Below are 20,005 nucleotides of genomic sequence, written 5' to 3'. Positions count from 1 at the left end.
AATTGTTGGACCAAGATAGCGCAGGATTTAAGAAAAACAATTGATTTTGGCTTACGGCCTCCGGGTTTCAATGGAAGTTCGGGGAAGGAGCACTTGAAATCAGCTCAGATTTTTAGTTTGACTCTCGTTATGGTCCAACAATAAGTTGCCTTTCTCTCACAGAAGGAAAGCGGCAATGGAACAGTGCTGGCGCTGGTATGGACCCGACGACCCGGTAACGCTTGATCATGTCAGGCAGGCGGGCGCGACGGGTATCGTGTCGGCCCTGCACGACATCTATGACGGGCGCGCCTGGCCGCTCGAGAGCATTCTGGAGCGCAAGCGGATCATCGAGGCGGCAGGGCTGACCTGGTCGGTCGTCGAGAGCATTCCCGTCCACAACTCGATCAAGATCGGCACCGCGGAAAGGCTCCGTTATGTCGGCTGGTACAAGGAGACGATCCGCGCGCTCGCCAAGGCCGGCATCACCACGGTCTGCTACAATTTCATGCCCGTGGTCGACTGGACCCGCACGGATCTGGCCTACCGCCTGCCGACGACGGGTTATGCCTTGCGTTTCGATGCGATCGATTTCGCCGCCTACGACCTGTTCGTGCTGAAGCGCCGGAATGCCGAGGCCGGTTACAGTGCAGCGCGTATCGCCGAGGCGGAAACGCGACTGAGGGAGTTGAGCGCCGAGAAGATCGACAGGATCGAGCGCAATTTGATCGCCGGCCTGCCGGCGACCGAGCGCAGCTACGACCGCGACAGTTTTCGCGAGGCGCTAGCGGACTACGATGCGATCGGGCCGAAGGAATTGCGCGACAACCTTGCCTGGTTCCTGCGCGAGATCATTCCGGTGGCCGAGCAGGAAGGGGTGCGCATGTGCATCCATCCTGATGATCCGCCCTTCTCGCTCTATGGTCTGCCGCGCATCGTTTCGACCGCCGAGGATGCGCGGTTCATCCTCAACGCCGTCGACAGCCCGGCCAATGGCCTGACCTTCTGCACCGGCTCCTACGGCACACGCGCCGACAACGACATTGTCGCCATGGTCAAGGAGTTCGCCGACCGCATCCATTTCGCCCATCTGCGCAACATCACCATCGAGGAAGACGGCTCGTTTTACGAAGCCGAGCATCTCGAGGGCGGCACCGACATGGCGCATGTCATCCTCGCTCTGATGCAGGAAGAGGCGCGCCGCAGCAAAGAAGGCCGCGCCGACTGGCGCATTCCGATGCGCCCCGATCACGGCCATCTGCTCGCCGACGATATCGGCAAGAGCAGGATCAATCCCGGCTATTCGCTGATCGGCCGGCTGAAAGGCCTCGCCGAGCTGCGCGGCATCATGCGCGCCGTGGAGAAGTTCGGTCTGGCTTGAAGCCCCAAACGATCGCGCAATCGCATTCGTGACCAGGCGCTCCGTCGGTCCAAAGCCTTGGGTCGGCAACCTGGCACCGTCGGCCGGCGCTCTCAACAGCGTGGTCGCACGCGACAACGGCGCGCCGGCGGTGCGAACAACCGACGGAACACTGTTGCCGGTCGGTTCAGCCTTCAGCGTGGCGGATGGAAAGAAGGTCCACTACGGCTTCCGGCCGGAGCATCTGAGTGTCTGTGCGCCGGGCAAGGGGATTGCGGCATTGATTGGCGTGGCCGAGCCGATGGGTTCGGAGACCCAGGTTCATCTGACGATCGGTGGCGAACCGGCGGTCGCCGTGTTTCGCGAGAGGATCAGCGCCCGTCCTGGAGAAACGCTTTTTGTCGAACCCGATATTGCCAAGTTGAACCTGTTCGATGCCGAGAGCGGCCGCTCTCTGCAGACGTGAGGAGCAATCCGGCGGGCCTCGTGTTGCCCGCGGGTCGTTTGTCCACTCCTTGCAACGTCAGCTGGCCAGCTCTCCAGTTTATGCGGAAGTCCGTATAAACCTTCCCGATTTTAGAATAACCGTTGAGGATATTATTTGCCTGCAAGCCATAATATGCAGCGCTGGCTTTTCCTCTATTCGGCTCACATTGGAGTGTCCGTTGCTTTGATCAGGGAGCCCTGCGTGTCATCTTGGATGCACGATCCGTGCCCGGAGTGCTTGCCAGTGATCGCTTCCACTTCTTCTGGGCACGGGCAGAGAAAAGAAGGAACCTGACCATGCCCAGAATTGTGCCGGTACTCGATCTGAGCCGTGTCGAACAAGGGGCGTCCGAGCATCGCGCCTTTCTTCTGGACCTGCGCGCGGCGGCCCGGGACGTCGGCTTCTTCTATCTCAGCGGTCACGGAATTTCCGCCTCGGAGATTGATGACGTGCTTGATGCCTCGCGCCGGTTCTTCGCGTTGCCGGAGGCCGACAAGCTGGCGATCGAAATGGTCAAGTCCTCGCAGTTTCGCGGCTACACGCGCGCCGGCGGTGAACTGACCAAGGGCGCGGCCGACTGGCGTGAGCAACTCGACATCGGCGTCGAGCGCCAGCCCATACCGCAGGGGCCGGGAATTGCGGCCTGGACGCGGCTGCAAGGGCCAAACCAATGGCCCTCGGCATTGCCCGATCTCAAACCGGCGCTGCTGGCATGGCAGACCAGAGCCACGGCGGTGGCGATCCGGCTGCTGAAAGCCTTCGCGCTGTCGCTTGACCAGCCCGAGGACGCCTTCGACGCGATCTACAGGGACTCGCCCAACCATCGTATGAAGATCGTGCGTTATCCCGGTCGTGACGCGACGGATGGCGACCAGGGTGTCGGTGCGCACAAGGATGGCGGCTTCCTGACGCTGCTGCAGGACGACAACAAGGGGCTGCAGGTCGAATATGATGGAAGCTGGGTCAATGTGGATCCGATCCCCGGAACGCTGGTCGTCAACATCGGCGAACTGCTTGAACTGGCGTCGAATGGGTATCTGCGCGCCACCGTTCACCGCGTCGTGACGCCGCCCGCCGGCGTCGAGCGGATTTCCGTTCCCTTCTTCTTCAGCGCACGGCTGGATGCGACCATACCGCTTTTGACTTTGCCCGAGGAACTGGCGGCGGAGGCACGCGGACCGGCAAGCGATCCCGACAACCCGTTGTTCCGCGACGTCGGCACCAACGTCCTGAAAAGCCGTCTGCGTTCGCATCCCGACGTGGCGCGCCGCCACTATGCCGATCTTCTTGAAACCGGAGCGGTGCGCCCATGAGGCTTGTTGGAAGCGCTGAACATAATTTCGCCGTTCGGGGCATTCTTTGGAATGCCATTCGTCGCCAAAGCTCTGAAATAGGCTCAAACAGGTAAAATCGTTCGGCGGTCTCCTCCCATTCCGCTGAGCGGTGTTCCCCTCTGAAGGTTTTAACCTTCTTTTGGCCGGGCCGCATTCGAGCCCGGCCATTTTTTGTGCTGCGGTCCAGGGTGGCGCAAATGTGCTGCGGTCCAGGGTGGCGCAAAACGGAAATGCTGCAAAAGCCGGGTGCGGCGCAACAGAGTACCTTCCCGAGTTGGGCGGACCGTCCGATCCTAAAGACCAGGATTCGAGCGATGTGCTCGATTGTATTCATCTGCCAGGACGACTTTCATGACCCAGCAACAATTGCGGCTCGGCGCTTTCATGCGTCCTGTCAGCCTGCACACCGGCGCCTGGCGTTATCCGGGTGCCTATGCCGACGCCAATTTCAATTTCGGGCATCTGAAGCGCTTCGCCCAGACGCTGGAGGCGGCGAAGTTCGACGCCTTCTTCATGGCCGACCATCTGGCCGTTCTCAACATGCCGGTCGAGGCGCTGCGGCGCAGCCACACGGTCACGTCGTTCGAGCCGTTCACGCTGCTGTCGGCGCTGGCAGCCGTCACCGATCACATCGGGCTGGTCGCCACCGCATCGACGACGTTCGACGCGCCCTATCACATCGCGCGCCGCTTTGCCTCGCTGGACCATATCAGCGGCGGGCGCGCCGGCTGGAATATCGTCACTACGTCCAACCCTGACGCGGCGCTCAACTTTGGCCTTGACGAACATGTCGAGCATGACGAGCGCTACCGGCGGGCGCGGGAATTCTACGACGTCGTCACCGGCCTGTGGGACAGCTTCGCCGACGATGCCTTCATCCGCGACGCCGAAAGCGGCCTCTATTTCGACCCTTCCAGATTGCATGTGCTCGATCACAAGGGCGAGCATCTTTCGGTGCGCGGGCCGCTCAACATCGCCCGGCCGATCCAGGGCTGGCCGGTCATCGTCCAGGCCGGCGCGTCGGAGGCGGGGCGGCAACTGGCGGCGGAAACGGCGGAAGTGATTTTCGCCGCGCATGCCAATCTCGCCGCGGGCCAGCGTTTCTTTGCCGACGTCAAGGGCCGCGCCGAAAAGCTCGGCCGCGCTCGAGACGATATCAAGATCCTGCCCGGCGCGTTTGTCGTCGTCGGCGACAGCGTCGAGGACGCGCAGGCCAGGCGGGCGAAGCTCGACAGCCTCGTCTACTACGAGAGCGGCATTGCCTCGCTGTCGATCGCGATCGGGCATGACGCATCCGGTTTTGACCCGGACGCGCCGTTGCCCGAAATCCCCGAGACCAATGCCAGCAGAAGCGGCCGCGAGCGCGTCATCGAACTGGCGCGCAACGAGAGCCTGACCGTCAGGCAGCTTGCGCAGAGGCTGGGCGGCTATTCCGGCCTTGCTTTCGTGGGCACGCCTGAAACAATCGCCGACGACATGGAGGAATGGCTGGTCACAGAGGGCTCTGACGGGTTCAACATCATGTTTCCCCATCTGCCCGCCGGGCTCGACGATTTTGTAGAGAAGGTGGTGCCCGAACTGCAGCGGCGAGGCATCTTCAGGCGGCAGTATGAGGGAACGACGCTGCGCGAAAATCTTGGCCTGAAGCGGCCACCCAACCGGTTTTTCGAATAGAACGTCCTTCGCAAAGAGGTCTCCAATGCCGATCCAGACGAACACCCGCATCGTGCTCGCGGCGCGACCGCAAGGCCGGCCGAAGCCAGGCGATTTCCGCATCGAGACCGTTGACGTCGTCCAGCCGGGTGAGGGCGAACTGCTGCTGCAGATCCTCTATCTGTCGCTTGATCCGTATATGCGCGGGCGCATGAACGCCGCCAGATCCTATGCCAGGCCGGTCGATGTCGACGGCGTGATGGAAGGCGGTACCGTTGCGCGCGTCGTTAGCTCTCGCCATCCGGAGTTTGCTGTAGGGGATATCGTGTTGTCCCATTCCGGATGGCAGAGTTTTGCGCTGTCCGACGGTGTCGGGTTGCGCAAGCTCGATCCCGCGGCGGCGCCCGTGACGACGGCACTTGGTGTGCTCGGCATGCCGGGCTTCACGGCCTATGCCGGCTTGCTCACCATCGGACAGCCAAAGCCCGGCGAGACGGTGGTCGTGGCGGCGGCCAGCGGCGCGGTCGGGTCAGCCGTTGGCCAGATCGCGCGCATCAAGGGGGCGCGTGCCGTTGGCATCGCCGGCGGCACTGACAAATGCGCTTTCGTGCGACAGGAACTCGGCTTCGATGCGGTCGTCGATCACAGGGCCGACAATTTTGCCGAGCAGTTGAAGGTCGCCTGCCCTGATGGCATCGACATCTATTTCGAGAATGTCGGCGGTCCTGTCTGGGATGCGGTGTTCCCCCTGTTGAACGATTTTGCCCGCGTGCCGGTCTGCGGGTTGATCGCGCAATACAATGTCATCGCGGATTCCGGCATCGACCGGCTGCCGACGCTGATGCAGCAGGTGCTCCACCGCAGCCTGATGATCAGGGGGTTCATCCAGCGCGAATTCGTCGACCAGCGCCCGGCATTCTATCGCGACATGGCCGATTGGATAGCATCCGGGCGGGTTCGATACAGGGAAGATATCGTCGATGGCATAGAGAACGCGCCGCAGGCCTTTCTTGGCCTTCTCGACGGCAGGAATTTCGGCAAGCTTGTCGTGCGGGTCGCGGGATAATCAGCCCGGACGACAAGGTCGAGGCTGTCAGGTTAATTTCTGTGGCGGCGGCCCGCTGCGAAATGTCATGCCAATTCTGCGTTCCGGGCATGACGGAAAGCATCCAGGCTGACGACATTCGCGGATTGCGCAGACATTTGTGTGCTTCCTGCAAGTTCCCGTTCAATGCCTGATGTTAACCGCGAGCCGACTGGCTGGCAGGGTGCTGCATTCCATTTTTGTGCTGCCCGGGAAGTGCGAATACCACTGCGGGCAGGCAGGTGAGCATAGCCATGCCGTGATGTGTGGATTGAGCCTGGGGTTTGTCCGTCCTGCGGAAGCCGATGAGCTTCTTGCTTCACCACATCATGAAGGAAGCGACATCCGCGTCCGGGACCTTGCCGGCATTCACGTCGACGATTGCCACGCCCTCGGCCACCTCGTCCTCCGTGAGCGTCAATGGCGACATCAACTCCGCACGTTACGGCGTCGCCATCTTACTTGAGATCGGGCCCGCTTTTCCACATGGCGTCCGGCACCACCACCAGCTTGCCGACGAAAGCCTTGGCGATGAAATCCGCCTGCGCGTGGTGGAAATCGGAGAGCTTGTAGACGCCGCCGACCAGCGGCCGGATCTTCTTCTCCTCGATGTAGCGCACGATGCGGCGGAAATCCGCTCGCGTGCCCTGGCTCGAGCCATGCAACTGCAACTGCTTGAGATACATCGTCCTGAGATCGAGCTGCACGACCGGGCCGGCGATCGCGCCGGCAGTCGTGTAGCGGCCCTCGGGTCTCAGGATGCGCAGGAGGTCGTTGAAGATGGCGCCGCCGACGAGGTCGGCCACCACGTCGATCGGCTGGCCGCCGGTTGCCGTGGCGACGGCTTGCGGCAGGTCGATAACGCCTCGGGTGATCACCGCCTCGGCGCCGATGTCGAGCACCGCCTGTTCCTTGCCCTTGCCGACCACGGCATAGGGAATGGCGCCGCGCGCCCGTGCCAATTGCACGATGCCGGAGCCGACACCGCCTGACGCACCGGTGACCAGCACGCGCTCGCCAGCCTTCAGGCCGGCGCGCTCCAGCATCTGTTCGCCGGTGAGGTAGGCGCAACAGAAGGTGGCAAGCTCGATGTCGCTCAAGGTCGTGTCGACGACATGGGCGTTCTCGGCCGGCACGGCCTGGTATTCGGCGTAGCCGCCATCGCGGCCATGGCCCATATAGTCGATGTCGGCCAGCGAATCGTCGTCGCGGTTGTAGATGGAGAAATCGACCATCACCCTGTCGCCGATACGGTCCGGCGAAACACCGTCGCCGACGGCAACGATTTGGCCGACCGTATCGGTGCCCTGGATGCGCGGGAAGGTCAGCGTGTTGCCCTGGCGCCGCCAGGTGGACACCGCCGCCGCGTCCTCTTCCGTGCCATAGGCGCCCTGGCGCACCCAGACATCGGTGTTGTTCATGCCGCAGGCGCTGACCTTGACCAGCACTTCACCCGATGCGGGCGAGGGCACTTTCACATCGCTGCGGTAGACGAGTTTTTCCGGTCCGCCGTGCCCGGTCAAAAGCAAGGCGGCCATGGTGGCGGGGAGGGTCTTGGTCATGGCATTCACAGGTCGATTTCAGAGATTGGCAAACACGCTCTTCACCGCATCCGCCGTCTTGGCCACCACGATGTCGGCTTCCTCGCGGGTCAGGCAGAGCGGCGGTGCGAAGCCGAGAATGTCGCCATGTGGCATGGCGCGGCCGATGACGCCGCTCGCTGCAAGCGCCGTCGCCACCTGCGGTCCGATCTTCTGCGAGGCGTCGAAGAACACCCGGTCGTCCCTGTCGGCGACGAACTCGACCGCCGCCAGCATGCCGTCCCCGCGCACGTCGCCGACATTCCTGTGGCCGCCGACGGCCTTGGCCAGCTCGGCGCGGAAATAGGCGCCGGTCTCGCGGGCATTTGTCACCAGGTCCATCTCGTCGATCAGTTCGAGATTGGCAACGCCTGCGGCAACGCAGATCGGATGCGCCGAATAGGTCCAGCCATGGCCGAGCGAGCCGAGCTTGTCGGAACCCTGCACCAGCACCTGCCACATCTTGTCGGCGACGATGACGCCCGACAGTGGCGCATAGGCCGAGGTCAGGCCCTTGGCGATGGTGATCAGGTCCGGCTTGATGCCGTAGTGGTCGGAACCGAACATGGTGCCCAGCCTGCCAAAGCCCGTCACCACTTCGTCGGCGACCAGCAGCACATCATATTTCTTCAGCACCGCCTGGATTTTTTCCCAGTAGCCGGCGGGCGGCGGCACGATACCGCCGGTGCCGAGGATCGGCTCGCCGATGAAGGCGGCGACGGTTTCGGGGCCTTCGGCCAGGATCATTTCCTCGAGCTTGTCGGCGCAGTGCTGCGAAAACTGTTCCTCGCTCATCGAGCGGTCGGCGCGGCGGAAGTAGTAGGGCGCCTCGGTGTGCAGGATCGGCGCGCGCGGCAGGTCGAAGGCGTTGTGGAACAGGTCGAGCCCGGTCAGCGATCCCGTCATCACGCCCGAGCCGTGATAGCCGCGCCAGCGCGAGATGATCTTCTTCTTCTCCGGCCGTCCCAGCACGTTGTTGTAGTACCAGATCAGCTTGATGTTGGTCTCGTTGGCGTCGGACCCGGAGAGGCCGAAATAGACCCGCGACATGCCTCGCGGCGCGCGGTCGATGATCATCTTGGAAAGCGTGATCGACGCCTCTGTGCCGTGGCCAACATAGGCGTGGTAATAGGCCAGGTTCTTGGCCTGAGCAGCGATGGCATCAGCGATCTTCTGGCGGCCATAGCCGACATTGACGCAATAGAGGCCGGCGAAGGCATCGATGCTCTTCCTGCCATTGTTGTCCCAGACGGTGACGCCTTCACCGCCGGCCATGATGCGGGTTGGCGATTCACCGCGCGCATGCGTGCCCATATGCGTCGAGGGATGGAAGAAGTGATCGCGATCCCAGGCGGCGAGTTCGTTGGACTGGTCGAGCATTTTTCTACTCCTGAAGAAAGGACGATTCCGGCGCAGCCTAGGCTACATCGAGGCAAAGATATTTGAGATCGGTGAAAGCTTCGAGCCCGTGGCGCGAGCCCTCGCGGCCGATGCCGGACTGCTTGACGCCGCCGAACGGGATCGGCGCGCCGGTGATCTTGACGCGGTTGATGGCGACCATGCCGTAGTCGAGCGCGCGGCCCATACGCTGCTGCCGGGCGCCATTCTCGGTCACGACATAGGCGACGAGCCCATATTCGGTGGCATTGGCGCGGCCGATCACCTCGTCCTCGCTGTCGAACGGCGTCACGGCGGCGACCGGGCCAAAGGTTTCCTCGCACATGATCAGCGCCTCGTCAGCGACATCGGCCAGCAGCGTCGGCTGGTAGAACAGAGGGCCGGCTTGGTGCCGCCTGCCACCAATGAGGCAGCGCGCGCCGTGGGCCAGCGCGTCGGCAAACTGTTCCTCGACCTTCTTGACGGCGCGCTCATGCATCAGTGGCCCGATGTCGATGCCCTCGGCAAGGCCATTGCCGGTCCGCAGCGCCTCGATGCGCCTGGTAAAGGCGGCGCAGAAGCGGTCGTAGACCGGACGCTGGACATAGATGCGGTTGGCGGCGAGGCAGTCCTGGCCCGAGGTGGCGAATTTGGCGTCGATGGCGATGCCCACGGCTTTGTCCAGATCGGCGTCGGCAAAGACGATCAGCGGCGCATGGCCGCCAAGCTCCATCACCAGCCGCTTCATCGTCGGTGCACTCTGCGCGGCGATCAGCCTGCCGATCTCGGTCGAGCCGGTGAAGCTCATGGCGCGGACGCGCGGATCTTCGCACATCCGCCCGACGATGATCGAAGCCTTGCCGGTGACGATGTTGAAGACTCCGGCCGGCAGCCCGGCGCGCTCGCCGAGTTCGGCCAGCGCCAGTGCCGACAGCGGCGTTTCCGAGGAGGGATGCGCGACGATGGTGCAGCCAGCAGCAAGCGCTGCCGCGGCCTTGCGGGTCAGCATCGCCGACGGAAAATTCCACGGCGTGACCACGCCGACGACACCGAGCGGCTCACGCCGCACCATCATTTCCGCGTTCGGCAGATGGCTGGTGACGCTCTCGGCGTTTAGACGCTTGGCTTCCTCGGCATACCATTCGACGAAGGAGGCGGCATAGTCGATCTCGCCCAGCGATTCCTGCAACGGTTTGCCCTGTTCGAGCGTCATCAGCAGAGCGAGGTCGTCTTTCGCGGCGACGATCAACTCGAACCATTTTCGCAGGATACTCGAGCGCTCCTGCGGCAGCAGCGCCCGCCAGGCCGGAAAGGCGCGCGCGGCGGCATCGACCACTTTTGTCGTCTGGCGTGCATCGAGCGCAGCGACGAAGGCAACGGTGGTGCCGGTTGCCGGATCGGTGACCTCGAAACTTTCGGCCGCCTCGCTCGCCGTCCAGTGACCGTCGACATAGGCGAGCTCGCGCAGCAGCCGGCGGTCGGCCAGGCGATCGAGCGCTTCGTGGCGATGTGAGCGGGCGAAATGCGCGGACATGGTCGAGGCCTCCCGGTTCGGACTGATGCGGGAAGACTATCCGCCCTATGCGGACAGAGAGGCTGTTTGGATGCCCGCCCGTAGAGAGACTCTCTCTATTGTGCCGCGCCGGCAGGCGATCTCTCCAGCCCTACGGCGATGGAGGCAACAGGTCGGCTATCGGTAGCGCGACCTCGTCCTTGACCGTCTTGATGACGATGTAGGTGAAGTAGCGGTCGATGCCGATTTCGCGGTCGAGCAAGCCATCGACCAGGCGCTGGTACGCATCGATGTCGCGCGCCATCACCTTCAGCACATAGTCGACACCGCCGCCCACCGACCAGCAGGCGACGATCTCGGGAATGTCGCGAATGGCACGCTCGAAGCGGTCGAAATCGGCCTGGCGATGGCTGGCGAGCGTCACCTCCATCAGCACGGTGGCGACGGGCGCCACGACGCGCATGGCGATCCGGGCGTGATAGCCCGAGACGATGCCCGCCTTTTCCAGTTTGCGCAGCCGCATCCAGCACGGCGTCGGCGACAGCCCGACCTGTTCGGCCAGCGCCAGCTTGGTGATGCGTCCGTCGCGCTGGATGGCGTCGAGGATTTTCAGGTCGATCGGGTCGAGTTTCGCAGCAGTCATCAGCGTCCACTTTTTCGTAGACCTCACCATGACGGCGCATTATTTCGATTGTCAATTGCACTGATTTCGATCTCTAATAAGTCATGACATTGTGGCAACCCGATCCCGCGCTCATCCGGCGGCCGGCCTATCAGTCGCTGGCCGACCAGTTCGCGCGCGCCATCCATGACGGACGCCTGGCCAATGGTGCGCGGCTGCCGACCCATCGGCGGCTGGCCGACGACCTCAAACTTTCGGTACAGACGGTCAGCCGCGCCTATGAGGAACTGATCCGCCGCGGCCTGATTTCGGGCGAGATCGGTCGCGGCAGCTTCGTCCAGACGCAACGCCGCGAACCTGAGCCGCCATACCTGCCCGAGCGTCTAGGCGAGGTCATCGACCTCTCGATCCTGAAGCCGGTCTGCGAACCGATGCATCTGGAGCGGCTGAAGCAGGCGCTGGGCTGGTTGGCCGAGAACCTGCCGTCGAGTTCGGCGCTGTCGTTCCGGCCCAATATGGTGTTTCCACGTCATCGCGCGGTGGCGGTCGAATGGCTGAAACTGTGCGGGCTCGACATCTCCGCGCAGAACATCAGCCTGACCAATGGCGCCACCGCCGGCATGACGGTGGCGTTGATGAGCGTGGCGCCGCCCGGCTCGACGGTTGCCACCGAGGCGATCGGCCACCATACGCTGGTGCCGCTCGCCCGCTATCTCGGCTTCAACCTTCAAGGCCTGCCGATCGACGGCAACGGCCTGATTCCCGAAGCCCTGGACGAAGCCTGCCGGCTGTCCGACATCCGCGCCGTCTTCGTGCAGCCCTCGGTGATCAACCCGACGGCGACGCTGATGGATGCCGCACGCCGCGCTGAGATCGCCGCGGTGGCGCGCAAGCACGACATCGCCATTATCGAGAACGATGTGCTCGGCCCCCTGGTCGAGGACCGGCCGCCGCCGGTTGCTGCCTTTGCGCCGGAGCGCACGCTTTACGTCACCTCCTTCACCAAGATCACCGTGCCCGGCCTGCGCATCGGTTATCTCGCCGCGCCCGACCGCTATGTCGCCGCCGTCGCCAACCGGCATCTGGTTTCGAACTGGATGGCGACGCCGCTGGTGGCCGAGATCGCCACCAAATGGGTCACCGACGGCACCGCGATGGAGCTTGTCCGCTGGCAGCGCGCGGCATTGCGGCGGCGGCAGGATATCGCGGCGGAGGTGCTGGCAGGCGTCGACTATCGCGCCCGGCGCGACGGGCTGCATGTCTGGCTGCAACTGCCCGCCGACCGCGCCGAGGAAAGTTTCGTCGCCCAGGCCCGCCTGCAAGGTGTGGCGATCGCGCCCGGCACCTCCTTCCGTATTTCCGACGCACCATGGCATCCGGCCGTACGCATCTCGCTGGGCTCGACCACCGAGGGGGAACTGCGCGCCGGCCTCGGCGTTGTCACCAAGCTTTTGCTTGGCGATCCGGAACATCTCCTGCTCGCTATATGAGCATGCCGCCCAAAAGTGCGAAGCGGTTTTGGGATAACGGCATGCACAAGAAGCCAACCGGGATTGCTCCCGAATTGTGGGGAATCATAAATATTGTCATGATATTATTTTCCCAATTGACATGATTTGGCAGGTTCCGCATCGTTAAGGGCACAGGCTTCTCCAGCACGGGGAAATTCATTTGTCCGCACCAGCGCCCATCATCAAGATCGACGGCATCTCGAAGAGCTTCGGCAGCTTCAAGGTGCTGGACGGCCTGTCGATGCAGGTCATGCCGCGCGAGAAGCTGGCGCTGATCGGGCCGTCCGGCTCGGGCAAGACGACGATCCTGCGCATCCTGATGACACTCGAGCGCATCGATGCCGGCCACATCCAGATCGATGGCGAACAACTCTACCACATGGAGCGCAATGGCCAGCTGTTGCCTGCCGACGAGCGGCACCTGGCCCGAATGCGGCAGAAGATCGGCATGGTCTTCCAGCTGTTCAACCTGTTTCCGCACAAGAGCGTCATAGACAACGTCACCCTGGCACCGATGCTCACCAAGGGCATGCCGCGCGCCGCCGCCGAAAAGCGGGCGATGGACCTGCTCGACATGGTCGGCATGGCCGACAAGGCCAAGGCGATGCCGGCGCAGCTGTCCGGCGGCCAGAAGCAGCGCGTGGCGATTGCTCGCGCGCTCGCTTTGCAGCCGAAGATCATGCTGTTCGACGAGGTGACGTCAGCGCTCGACCCGGAACTGGTCGAGGAGGTGCTCAACGTCTTGTGGCGCCTCTGCGCCGAGACTGACATGACCATGCTGCTGGTCACGCACGAGATGGGTTTTGCCCACGACTTCGCCGACCGGGTGCTGTTCTTCGATCGCGGCAAGATAGTCGAGGAAGGCAAACCCGACGAGATTTTCCGCAATCCAAAGCAGGAGCGCACGCAGGGCTTCCTGAAGAAGATCATCGCGGCCGGACATCGCGTCTGACCGTCATGCCCCCGGGGCGGCGAAAGCCGCCCCTTGATTAGAAAAACCGGCGGCAACGCCGCCGCGTGACAAAAGCAAGACAAGAAACAAGGAGTTGGGAACAATGAAGAAACTTGGCATTCTGGCTGGCGTCGCCGGCCTTGCACTGACGGCGGTGCTGGCCGCCTCGAGCGTGGGTTCGGCCGACGACAGCAAGCTCGAACAACTCAAGGCGCAAGGCTTCGCCCGCGTCGCCATCGCCAACGAGCCGCCCTATACGGCGGTCGCCGCTGACGGTAAGGTTTCGGGCGCGGCGCCGGATGTGGCGCGCGAGATCTTCAAGCGCCTCGGCGTCGCCGACATCGTCGCCTCGATCTCGGAGTATGGCGCCATGATCCCCGGCCTCCAGGCCGGCCGCTTCGATGTCGTCACCGCCGGCCTGTTCATGAAGCCGGAGCGCTGCGCCGCCGTTGCCTATTCGGAGCCGGTTCTATGCGACGCCGAGGCGATGCTGGTGAAGAAGGGCAATCCGAAGGGCTTCAAGAGCTATGAGGATGTCGCCAAAGACGCGACCGCCACAATCGGCGCACCGGGCGGCGGCACCGAAGAGAAACTGGCGCTCAATGCCGGCGTGCCGCGCGAACGCGTCATCGTCGTGCCGGATGGCCAGAGCGGCGTGAAGATGCTGCAGGACGGCCGCATCGATGCTTATTCGCTGCCGGTTCTGTCGATCAACGACCTGGTCAAGAAGGCCGCCGATCCCAACCTCGAAGTCATCGCTCCGGTGCAGGGTGCGCCGGTCTATTGCGACGGCGCCGCCTTCAAGAAAGGTGACGAGGCGCTGCGCGACGCCTTTGACGTCGAGCTGGCCAAACTGAAGAAGTCCGGCGAGTTCGCCAAGATCATCGAGCCCTATGGTTTCTCGGCGGCGGCGGCGATGTCGACGACGCGCGACAAGCTCTGCGCGGCGAAGTAGGGCGCCTTTTTCCTTCTCCCCGTTCACGGGGAGAAAGTGTCACGAAGTGACGGATGAGGGGCGGCGCTCAGTTCTGCCCAAGCTGGCTCCGCCCCTCATCTGCCTGCCGGCCTCTTCTCCCCGTAGACGGGGAGAAGAGGCCCAAAACCAACGTTGGAAACTTCTGATAAAATGACCCAGTGGTCCGGCTATTTCGGCCTGATATTGCAGGGAGCGCTTGTCACCATCGAGCTGACGCTGATGGGGTCGGTGCTTGCCCTGATCATGGCCTTTCTCGCTGGCATGGGGCGGCTGTCGCGCTTCTTCGTGCTGCGGGCGCTCGCCACCGTCTATATCGAATTTTTCCGTGGCACATCGATCTTCGTGCAGTTGTTCTTTGCTTATTTCGTGCTGCCCTTTGCCGGCATATCGCTGACGCCGCTGCAGGCCGGCGTGCTGGCGCTCGGCCTCAATGTCGGCGCCTATGCCGCCGAGGTGGTGCGCGGCGCCATCCAGTCGATCGGCCGTGAGCAAAACGAGGCCTGCATCGCGCTCAATCTTGGCCGCTGGCAAGGCATGCGCCACGTCATCCTGCCACAGGCGCTGCTGGTGATGCTGCCGACGTTCGGCAACAATGCCATCGAACTGCTCAAGGCGACCGCCGTGGTGTCGCTGATCTCGCTCACCGACCTGACCTTCCAGGCGCAGGTGGTGCGCGCCCAGACCGGCAACACCATGGTGCCGTTCACCACCATCCTGATCATCTATTTCATCCTCGCTTTGCTCATCTCTTGGGGCGTGCGCTCGCTCGAACGCCGCATGGCGCGCGGCCTCGACGGAGTGCGCGTCTGATGGCCGGAGCCTGCTGATGGAATGGGATTGGAACTTCGTCTGGGAAATCATGCCGACGCTGATCCAGGGGGTGAAGATCACCATCCTGGCAACGTTGCTCGGCTCGGTGCTGGCGGCGATCGTCGGGCTGGGCATTGCGCTGGCGCGCCGCTCGCCCAACAGGGCACTATCGCGCACGGTCGGTTTTCTCGCCGAGTTCATCCGCGGCACGCCGCTGCTCGTGCAGCTCTATTTCATCTTCTACGTGCTGCCCGACATCGGCATCCTTTTGCCGCCGCTGGTCGCCGGTGTCATCGGGCTCGGGCTGCACTACGGCACCTACACGGCGGAAGTCTATCGCGCCGGCATCGACAATGTGCCGCGTGGCCAGTGGGAGGCCGCCAAGGCCTGCAATCTGAACGCCAGGCAGACCTGGACCCACATCATCATACCGCAGGCCATCCCACCGATGATCCCGGCGCTCGCCAATTATTTCATCGCCATGTTCAAGGAAACGCCGCTGCTCTCGGCGATCACCGTGCTGGAGCTGATGAACCAGGCGAAAAGCGTCGCCAACACCTACTATCGCTACATCGAGCCGATCACGCTGGTGGGTGCTTTCTTCCTTGCCATCAGTCTTTGTTCGGTCGTGCTGCTGCGTTGGCTGGAACGCCGCTACGGCAAGATCGAGAGGTAGTTCGTGAAACCCTTGCCCGAGATCAAGGTCTATCCAGAACGGCCGGCGCTCGACGACCGCCCGCTGGAGCGGCGCGTCGGCCTGATCATCCTTGCCACCGACCACACGACCGAACCGGATTTCCGCCGCATGGTGGCGAGTGAGCGGATCGGCGTCTATGTCGCGCGCATTCCCTATGCCAACCCGACGACGCCGGATAATCTGCGCAAGATGCAGCCGGCGCTGACCGCGGGCGCCGCATTGATCCTGCCCGACGAGCCGCTCGACGCCATCTGCTATTCCTGCACTTCGGCCTCGGTGGTGATCGGCGACGCCGAGATCGAGGCGGCGATCCAGGCCGCCAAGCCCGGCGTTCCCGTCGTCACGCCGCCGATGGCCGGCGTGCGCGGGCTGCGTGCGCTGGGCGCAAGCAGGATCAGCATTCTCACGCCCTATACCGTTGAGACCAGCCGGCCGATGGCGGCCTACTTCGCGGCATGCGGTTTCGACATCGCCAGCTTCTCTTGCCTCGGCTTCGAGGACGACCGCGAGATGGCGCGCATCGCACCGGCAGCGCTGGTCGATCTGGCGCGCGAGGCGATGCATCCTGAGGCCGAGGCGCTGTTCGTATCCTGCACGGCGCTGCGCGGTGCGCTCGCGGTCACCGGCATGGAAGAGGCGATCGGCCGTCCTGTTGTCACCAGCAATCAGGCGACCGCCTGGAACTGCTTGCGCCTTTGCGGCGACGAGACAGCCCATCCCGAATTCGGCCGTCTGATGACGCTGCCCTTGCCGCGCGATTGATGATCATGAACGAGGTTACCCCTGAGCACATTCGCGCCGCGTGTGAGCGTATTGCCGGCAAGGTCGAGCGTACACCGACCGTGCTCTCGCAAAACCTGTCAGAACGCTTCGGCGTTCCCGTCCACCTCAAGCTCGAACACCGGCAGACCACCGGCAGCTTCAAATTGCGCGGCGCCTCGAATGCTGTTGCTTCGCTGAGCGCAGCGGATAAGGCGCACGGCGTGGTCGCGGCATCGACCGGCAATCACGGCCGGGCACTTGCCCATGCAGCGAAGCTCGAAGGGATGCGCGCGGTGATCTGCATGTCGCGGCTGGTGCCGGACAACAAGCTCGACGAGATCCGCCGGCTTGGCGCGGAAATGCGCATCGTCGGCAACAGCCAGGACGATGCGCAACGGGAGGTCGAACGGCTGGTGGCTGAGGAGGGGTTGGTCATGCTGCCGCCCTTCGACCATCCCGATATCATCGCCGGGCAAGGCACGCTCGGGCTGGAAATGATCGAGCAGGTCCCGGATGCTGCGCTGGTTTTGGTGCCGCTGTCCGGCGGCGGGCTGGCGGCGGGTGTTGCCGCCGCCGTCAAGGGCCTCAGTCCCATGGCAAAAATCATCGGCGTCTCGATGGCGCGCGGTGCGGCGATGAAGGCAAGCCTCGACGCCGGCCGCCCGGTGCCGGTGGAGGAACTGCCGACGTTGGCGGATTCGCTCGGCGGTGGCATCGGCCTCGACAATCGGCTGACCTTCGCCATGTGCCGCGACCTCCTCGACGACATCATTTTGCTCGGTGAGGACGAGATCGCCGTCGGCATCCGCCATGCCTATGCACGAGAACGCGAGATCGTCGAAGGTGCCGGTGCGGTCGGCATCGCGGCGCTGCTGGCCGGCAAGGTCAAAGTGAGCGGGCCGGTGGTTCTTCTTCTCTCCGGCCGCAACATCGATATGGCCCTGCATCGCAAGATCATCTGCGGCGAAGCAAATGCGGAGTGTACCACATGAGCCGGATTACGATCCTCACCGAGGCCGAACTGCGCACAATCGTGAAGCTCGATCTCGATGCCGTCGCCTGCATCGAAAACGCTTTCCGCGCACTTGCCACCCTGCCGGTGGCGATGCCGCCGATCCTGCGGCTGGACATTCCCGAGCATCGCGGCGAGGTCGACGTGAAGACCGCCTATGTGCCAGGCATCGATGGCTTTGCCATCAAGATCAGCCCCGGCTTCTTCGACAACCCGAAACTCGGCCTGCCCAGCGGCAACGGCATGATGGTGCTGCTGTCGGCCAAAACCGGCCTGGTCGAAGCGCTGCTGCTCGACAACGGCTATCTCACCGATGTCCGCACGGCGGCGGCCGGCGCGGTCGCGGCGAAACATTTGTCGCGGCCAGAGTCCTCGGTTGCCGCGATCTTCGGCGCCGGCGTGCAGGCCGGATTGCAGCTCGAAGCGCTCATGCTGGTGCGGCCGATTGCCGAGGCGCGCATCTGGGCGCGCGATGCCGTCAAGGCGGACGCAACTGCCAGTGCTTTGCGTGAAAGGCTTGGCATCGCCGTGCGCGCCGAATCCGACGCTGCAAACGCGGTTGCCGGCGCCGACATTGTCGTCACCACGACGCCGTCGACCGAGCCGCTGATCAAGGCGGGATTTGTCTCCGCCGGCCAGCACATCACCGCGATGGGATCGGATGCGGAGCACAAGAACGAGATCGCACCAGCCATCCTGCGCATGGCCGATCTCTATGTCGCCGACAGCGCCCGCCAGACGCGGCGCCTGGGCGAACTGCACCATGCCATTGCGGCGGGCGTGATGGCCGCAGATGCGGAGGTGACCGAACTCGGCCAGATCATCGCCGGCGCAAAACATGGAAGGCGCTCGGCCAGCGACATCACCATCGCCGATCTCACCGGCACCGGTGTGCAGGACACGGCGATTGCCACGCTGGCCCGTGACCGGGCGCGGGCGGCCAATGCCGGAACTATTTTCGAAAGCTGATGCTGGCCGAAAGAGCATGATCCGGAAAAGTGGGAACCGGCTTTCCGAACAGATCAACAAAAAATTGCCTGGAGCCAGATTCAACGAAGTTGGAGCGGGTTCCAGGGCCCAACAAACGAGGAAGCAAAAGAATGATGCCGAACCTGAAGTTCTCGCGCGGCGAATATGCGGAACGTCTCGCCAAGACACGGCAGGCCATGGAGGTGAAGGGCGTCGATCTTTTGATCGTCAGCGATCCCTCCAACATGGCCTGGTTGACCGGCTATGACGGCTGGTCCTTCTACGTGCACCAGGCGGTCATCGTGCCGCCATCGGGCGAACCGGTCTGGTATGGCCGCGGCCAGGATGCCAACGGCGCCAAGCGCACCGCCTATCTCGCGCATGACAACATCGTCGGCTATGCCGACCACTATGTGCAGTCGACCGAGCGCCACCCGATGGATTATCTGTCCAGCGTGCTTGCCGATCGCGGCTGGGGCAAGCTCACCATCGGCGTCGAGATGGACAATTACTGGTTCTCGGCTGCCGCCTTCGCATCATTGCAGAAGCATTTGCCCAATGCCCGCTTTGTCGATGCCACCGCGCTGGTCAACTGGCAGCGCGCGGTGAAGAGCCCGACCGAGATCGACTATATGCGCAAGGCCGCCCGCATCGTCGAGGCGATGCACCAGCGCATTGTCGACAAGATCGAGGTCGGCATGCGCAAATGCGATCTCGTCGCCGAGATCTATGACGCCGGCACACGCGGCGTTGACGGCCCACAGGGGCGAATAGGCGGCGACTATCCGGCGATTGTGCCGCTGCTGCCGTCGGGCGCTGACGCCTCGGCGCCGCATCTGACCTGGGACGACAAGCCGATGCAACGCGGCGAGGGCACCTTCTTCGAGATCGCCGGCTGCTACAACCGCTATCACTGCCCGCTGTCGCGCACCGTCTTCCTCGGCAAGCCGACGCAGGAGTTCCTCGAGGCCGAGAAGGCGACGCTGGAAGGCATGGAGGCGGGCCTGGCGGCGGCGAAACCCGGCAACACCTGCGAGGACATCGCCAACGGCTTCTTCGGCGTGCTGAAGAAATACGGTATCGTCAAGGACAACCGCACCGGTTACCCGATCGGCCTGTCCTACCCGCCGGACTGGGGCGAGCGCACGATGAGCCTGCGTCCCGGCGACCGCACTGAACTCAAGCCCGGCATGACCTTCCATTTCATGACCGGCCTGTGGCTGGAAACGATGGGGCTGGAGATAACCGAGTCCATCCTGATCACCGAAACCGGTGTAGAGTGCCTGGCCAATGTGCCGCGCAAGCTGGTGGTGAAGGATTGAAACCG

The 20,005-nt window shown here is 63.5% G+C and carries 18 protein-coding genes; 14 read left to right on the top strand and 4 right to left on the bottom strand.

Annotated features, from left to right (window positions below):
* Positions 1–175: 175 nt before the first annotated feature.
* The 5 genes from uxuA to ACFSOZ_RS02475 all read left to right on the top strand — a co-directional run bounded on the left by uxuA (position 176) and on the right by ACFSOZ_RS02475 (position 5,879).
* Positions 176–1,360 (top strand): mannonate dehydratase, encoded by a 1,185-nt coding sequence (uxuA, locus tag ACFSOZ_RS02495; RefSeq protein ID WP_379093228.1) that lies wholly within the window; start codon positions 176–178, stop codon positions 1,358–1,360.
* Positions 1,361–1,460: 100 nt separating this feature from the next.
* On the top strand, positions 1,461–1,805 hold the full coding sequence (locus ACFSOZ_RS02490; RefSeq protein WP_379093225.1) for a TOBE domain-containing protein: 345 nt from the start codon (positions 1,461–1,463) through the stop codon (positions 1,803–1,805).
* A 317-nt stretch (positions 1,806–2,122) separates the two neighbouring features.
* Positions 2,123–3,139, top strand: a complete 1,017-nt coding sequence (locus ACFSOZ_RS02485; protein ID WP_379093222.1) for an isopenicillin N synthase family dioxygenase — start codon at positions 2,123–2,125, stop codon at positions 3,137–3,139.
* A 372-nt stretch (positions 3,140–3,511) separates the two neighbouring features.
* Positions 3,512–4,834, top strand: coding sequence for an LLM class flavin-dependent oxidoreductase (locus tag ACFSOZ_RS02480; RefSeq protein WP_379093219.1), 1,323 nt, complete (start codon positions 3,512–3,514; stop codon positions 4,832–4,834).
* 25 nt (positions 4,835–4,859) lie between these two features.
* Positions 4,860–5,879 (top strand): NADP-dependent oxidoreductase, encoded by a 1,020-nt coding sequence (locus ACFSOZ_RS02475; RefSeq protein ID WP_379093216.1) that lies wholly within the window; start codon positions 4,860–4,862, stop codon positions 5,877–5,879.
* Between the two features lie 476 nt (positions 5,880–6,355).
* Here ACFSOZ_RS02475 and ACFSOZ_RS02470 read toward each other — a convergent pair whose 3' ends face one another.
* The 4 genes from ACFSOZ_RS02470 to ACFSOZ_RS02455 form a co-directional block, all read right to left on the bottom strand.
* Entirely contained in the window at positions 6,356–7,459 is a 1,104-nt protein-coding gene (locus ACFSOZ_RS02470) for an alcohol dehydrogenase family protein (protein ID WP_379093213.1), read from the bottom strand.
* An 18-nt stretch (positions 7,460–7,477) separates the two neighbouring features.
* Positions 7,478–8,857 (bottom strand): aspartate aminotransferase family protein, encoded by a 1,380-nt coding sequence (locus ACFSOZ_RS02465; protein ID WP_379093210.1) that lies wholly within the window; start codon positions 8,855–8,857, stop codon positions 7,478–7,480.
* A 37-nt stretch (positions 8,858–8,894) separates the two neighbouring features.
* Complete coding sequence (locus ACFSOZ_RS02460) at positions 8,895–10,388, bottom strand: NAD-dependent succinate-semialdehyde dehydrogenase (protein ID WP_379093207.1); 1,494 nt, start codon at positions 10,386–10,388, stop codon at positions 8,895–8,897.
* A 130-nt stretch (positions 10,389–10,518) separates the two neighbouring features.
* Positions 10,519–11,010: an Lrp/AsnC family transcriptional regulator gene (locus tag ACFSOZ_RS02455; RefSeq protein WP_379093204.1), complete on the bottom strand. Its 492-nt coding sequence runs from the start codon at positions 11,008–11,010 to the stop codon at positions 10,519–10,521.
* 83 nt (positions 11,011–11,093) lie between these two features.
* Between ACFSOZ_RS02455 and ehuR the strand changes: the two genes are divergently transcribed.
* From ehuR to doeA, 9 genes are all read left to right on the top strand, one after another.
* Entirely contained in the window at positions 11,094–12,479 is a 1,386-nt protein-coding gene (gene ehuR, locus ACFSOZ_RS02450) for a MocR-like ectoine utilization transcription factor EhuR (RefSeq protein ID WP_379093201.1), read from the top strand.
* Between the two features lie 181 nt (positions 12,480–12,660).
* Positions 12,661–13,452 carry an ectoine/hydroxyectoine ABC transporter ATP-binding protein EhuA gene (gene ehuA, locus ACFSOZ_RS02445; RefSeq protein ID WP_379093198.1) on the top strand — a complete coding sequence of 264 codons (792 nt, stop codon included), beginning with the start codon at positions 12,661–12,663 and terminating at the stop codon, positions 13,450–13,452.
* Between the two features lie 103 nt (positions 13,453–13,555).
* Complete coding sequence (gene ehuB, locus ACFSOZ_RS02440; protein WP_111546174.1) at positions 13,556–14,407, top strand: ectoine/hydroxyectoine ABC transporter substrate-binding protein EhuB; 852 nt, start codon at positions 13,556–13,558, stop codon at positions 14,405–14,407.
* Between the two features lie 171 nt (positions 14,408–14,578).
* Entirely contained in the window at positions 14,579–15,238 is a 660-nt protein-coding gene (gene ehuC, locus ACFSOZ_RS02435) for an ectoine/hydroxyectoine ABC transporter permease subunit EhuC (protein ID WP_379093194.1), read from the top strand.
* A 16-nt stretch (positions 15,239–15,254) separates the two neighbouring features.
* Entirely contained in the window at positions 15,255–15,914 is a 660-nt protein-coding gene (ehuD, locus tag ACFSOZ_RS02430; protein WP_372953253.1) for an ectoine/hydroxyectoine ABC transporter permease subunit EhuD, read from the top strand.
* Between the two features lie 3 nt (positions 15,915–15,917).
* The gene (eutA, locus tag ACFSOZ_RS02425; RefSeq protein WP_379093190.1) at positions 15,918–16,697 is read left to right on the top strand and encodes an ectoine utilization protein EutA; all 780 of its coding nucleotides are present in this window, start codon (positions 15,918–15,920) and stop codon (positions 16,695–16,697) included.
* Entirely contained in the window at positions 16,697–17,689 is a 993-nt protein-coding gene (eutB, locus tag ACFSOZ_RS02420) for a hydroxyectoine utilization dehydratase EutB (RefSeq protein ID WP_379093187.1), read from the top strand. The genes eutA and eutB overlap by 1 nt, the downstream gene beginning before the upstream one ends.
* Positions 17,686–18,678 carry a cyclodeaminase gene (locus tag ACFSOZ_RS02415; RefSeq protein WP_379093184.1) on the top strand — a complete coding sequence of 331 codons (993 nt, stop codon included), beginning with the start codon at positions 17,686–17,688 and terminating at the stop codon, positions 18,676–18,678. Before eutB ends, ACFSOZ_RS02415 begins: the two co-directional genes overlap by 4 nt.
* Before the next feature lie 131 nt (positions 18,679–18,809).
* Complete coding sequence (gene doeA, locus ACFSOZ_RS02410) at positions 18,810–20,000, top strand: ectoine hydrolase DoeA (RefSeq protein WP_379093181.1); 1,191 nt, start codon at positions 18,810–18,812, stop codon at positions 19,998–20,000.
* Positions 20,001–20,005 lie beyond the last annotated feature (5 nt).

The sequence above is a fragment of the Mesorhizobium newzealandense genome, assembly GCF_042682145.1.
GTDB lineage: Bacteria > Pseudomonadota > Alphaproteobacteria > Rhizobiales > Rhizobiaceae > Mesorhizobium > Mesorhizobium newzealandense.
This window is presented reverse-complemented; position numbering and strand designations above follow the sequence as displayed.

What these genes read in the sequence shown, in the direction of transcription:
- uxuA (WP_379093228.1), top strand. Translation starts at nt 176, where the DNA reads ATGGAACAGTGCTGGCGCTGGTATGGACCCGACGACCCGGTAACGCTT.
- ACFSOZ_RS02485 (WP_379093222.1), top strand. Translation starts at nt 2,123, where the DNA reads ATGCCCAGAATTGTGCCGGTACTCGATCTGAGCCGTGTCGAACAAGGG.
- ACFSOZ_RS02480 (WP_379093219.1), top strand. Translation starts at nt 3,512, where the DNA reads ATGACCCAGCAACAATTGCGGCTCGGCGCTTTCATGCGTCCTGTCAGC.
- ACFSOZ_RS02475 (WP_379093216.1), top strand. Translation starts at nt 4,860, where the DNA reads ATGCCGATCCAGACGAACACCCGCATCGTGCTCGCGGCGCGACCGCAA.
- ACFSOZ_RS02470 (WP_379093213.1), bottom strand. Translation starts at nt 7,459, where the DNA reads ATGACCAAGACCCTCCCCGCCACCATGGCCGCCTTGCTTTTGACCGGG.
- ACFSOZ_RS02465 (WP_379093210.1), bottom strand. Translation starts at nt 8,857, where the DNA reads ATGCTCGACCAGTCCAACGAACTCGCCGCCTGGGATCGCGATCACTTC.
- ACFSOZ_RS02460 (WP_379093207.1), bottom strand. Translation starts at nt 10,388, where the DNA reads ATGTCCGCGCATTTCGCCCGCTCACATCGCCACGAAGCGCTCGATCGC.
- ACFSOZ_RS02455 (WP_379093204.1), bottom strand. Translation starts at nt 11,010, where the DNA reads ATGACTGCTGCGAAACTCGACCCGATCGACCTGAAAATCCTCGACGCC.
- ehuR (WP_379093201.1), top strand. Translation starts at nt 11,094, where the DNA reads ATGACATTGTGGCAACCCGATCCCGCGCTCATCCGGCGGCCGGCCTAT.
- ehuB (WP_111546174.1), top strand. Translation starts at nt 13,556, where the DNA reads ATGAAGAAACTTGGCATTCTGGCTGGCGTCGCCGGCCTTGCACTGACG.
- ehuC (WP_379093194.1), top strand. Translation starts at nt 14,579, where the DNA reads ATGACCCAGTGGTCCGGCTATTTCGGCCTGATATTGCAGGGAGCGCTT.
- ehuD (WP_372953253.1), top strand. Translation starts at nt 15,255, where the DNA reads ATGGAATGGGATTGGAACTTCGTCTGGGAAATCATGCCGACGCTGATC.
- eutB (WP_379093187.1), top strand. Translation starts at nt 16,697, where the DNA reads ATGATCATGAACGAGGTTACCCCTGAGCACATTCGCGCCGCGTGTGAG.
- ACFSOZ_RS02415 (WP_379093184.1), top strand. Translation starts at nt 17,686, where the DNA reads ATGAGCCGGATTACGATCCTCACCGAGGCCGAACTGCGCACAATCGTG.
- doeA (WP_379093181.1), top strand. Translation starts at nt 18,810, where the DNA reads ATGATGCCGAACCTGAAGTTCTCGCGCGGCGAATATGCGGAACGTCTC.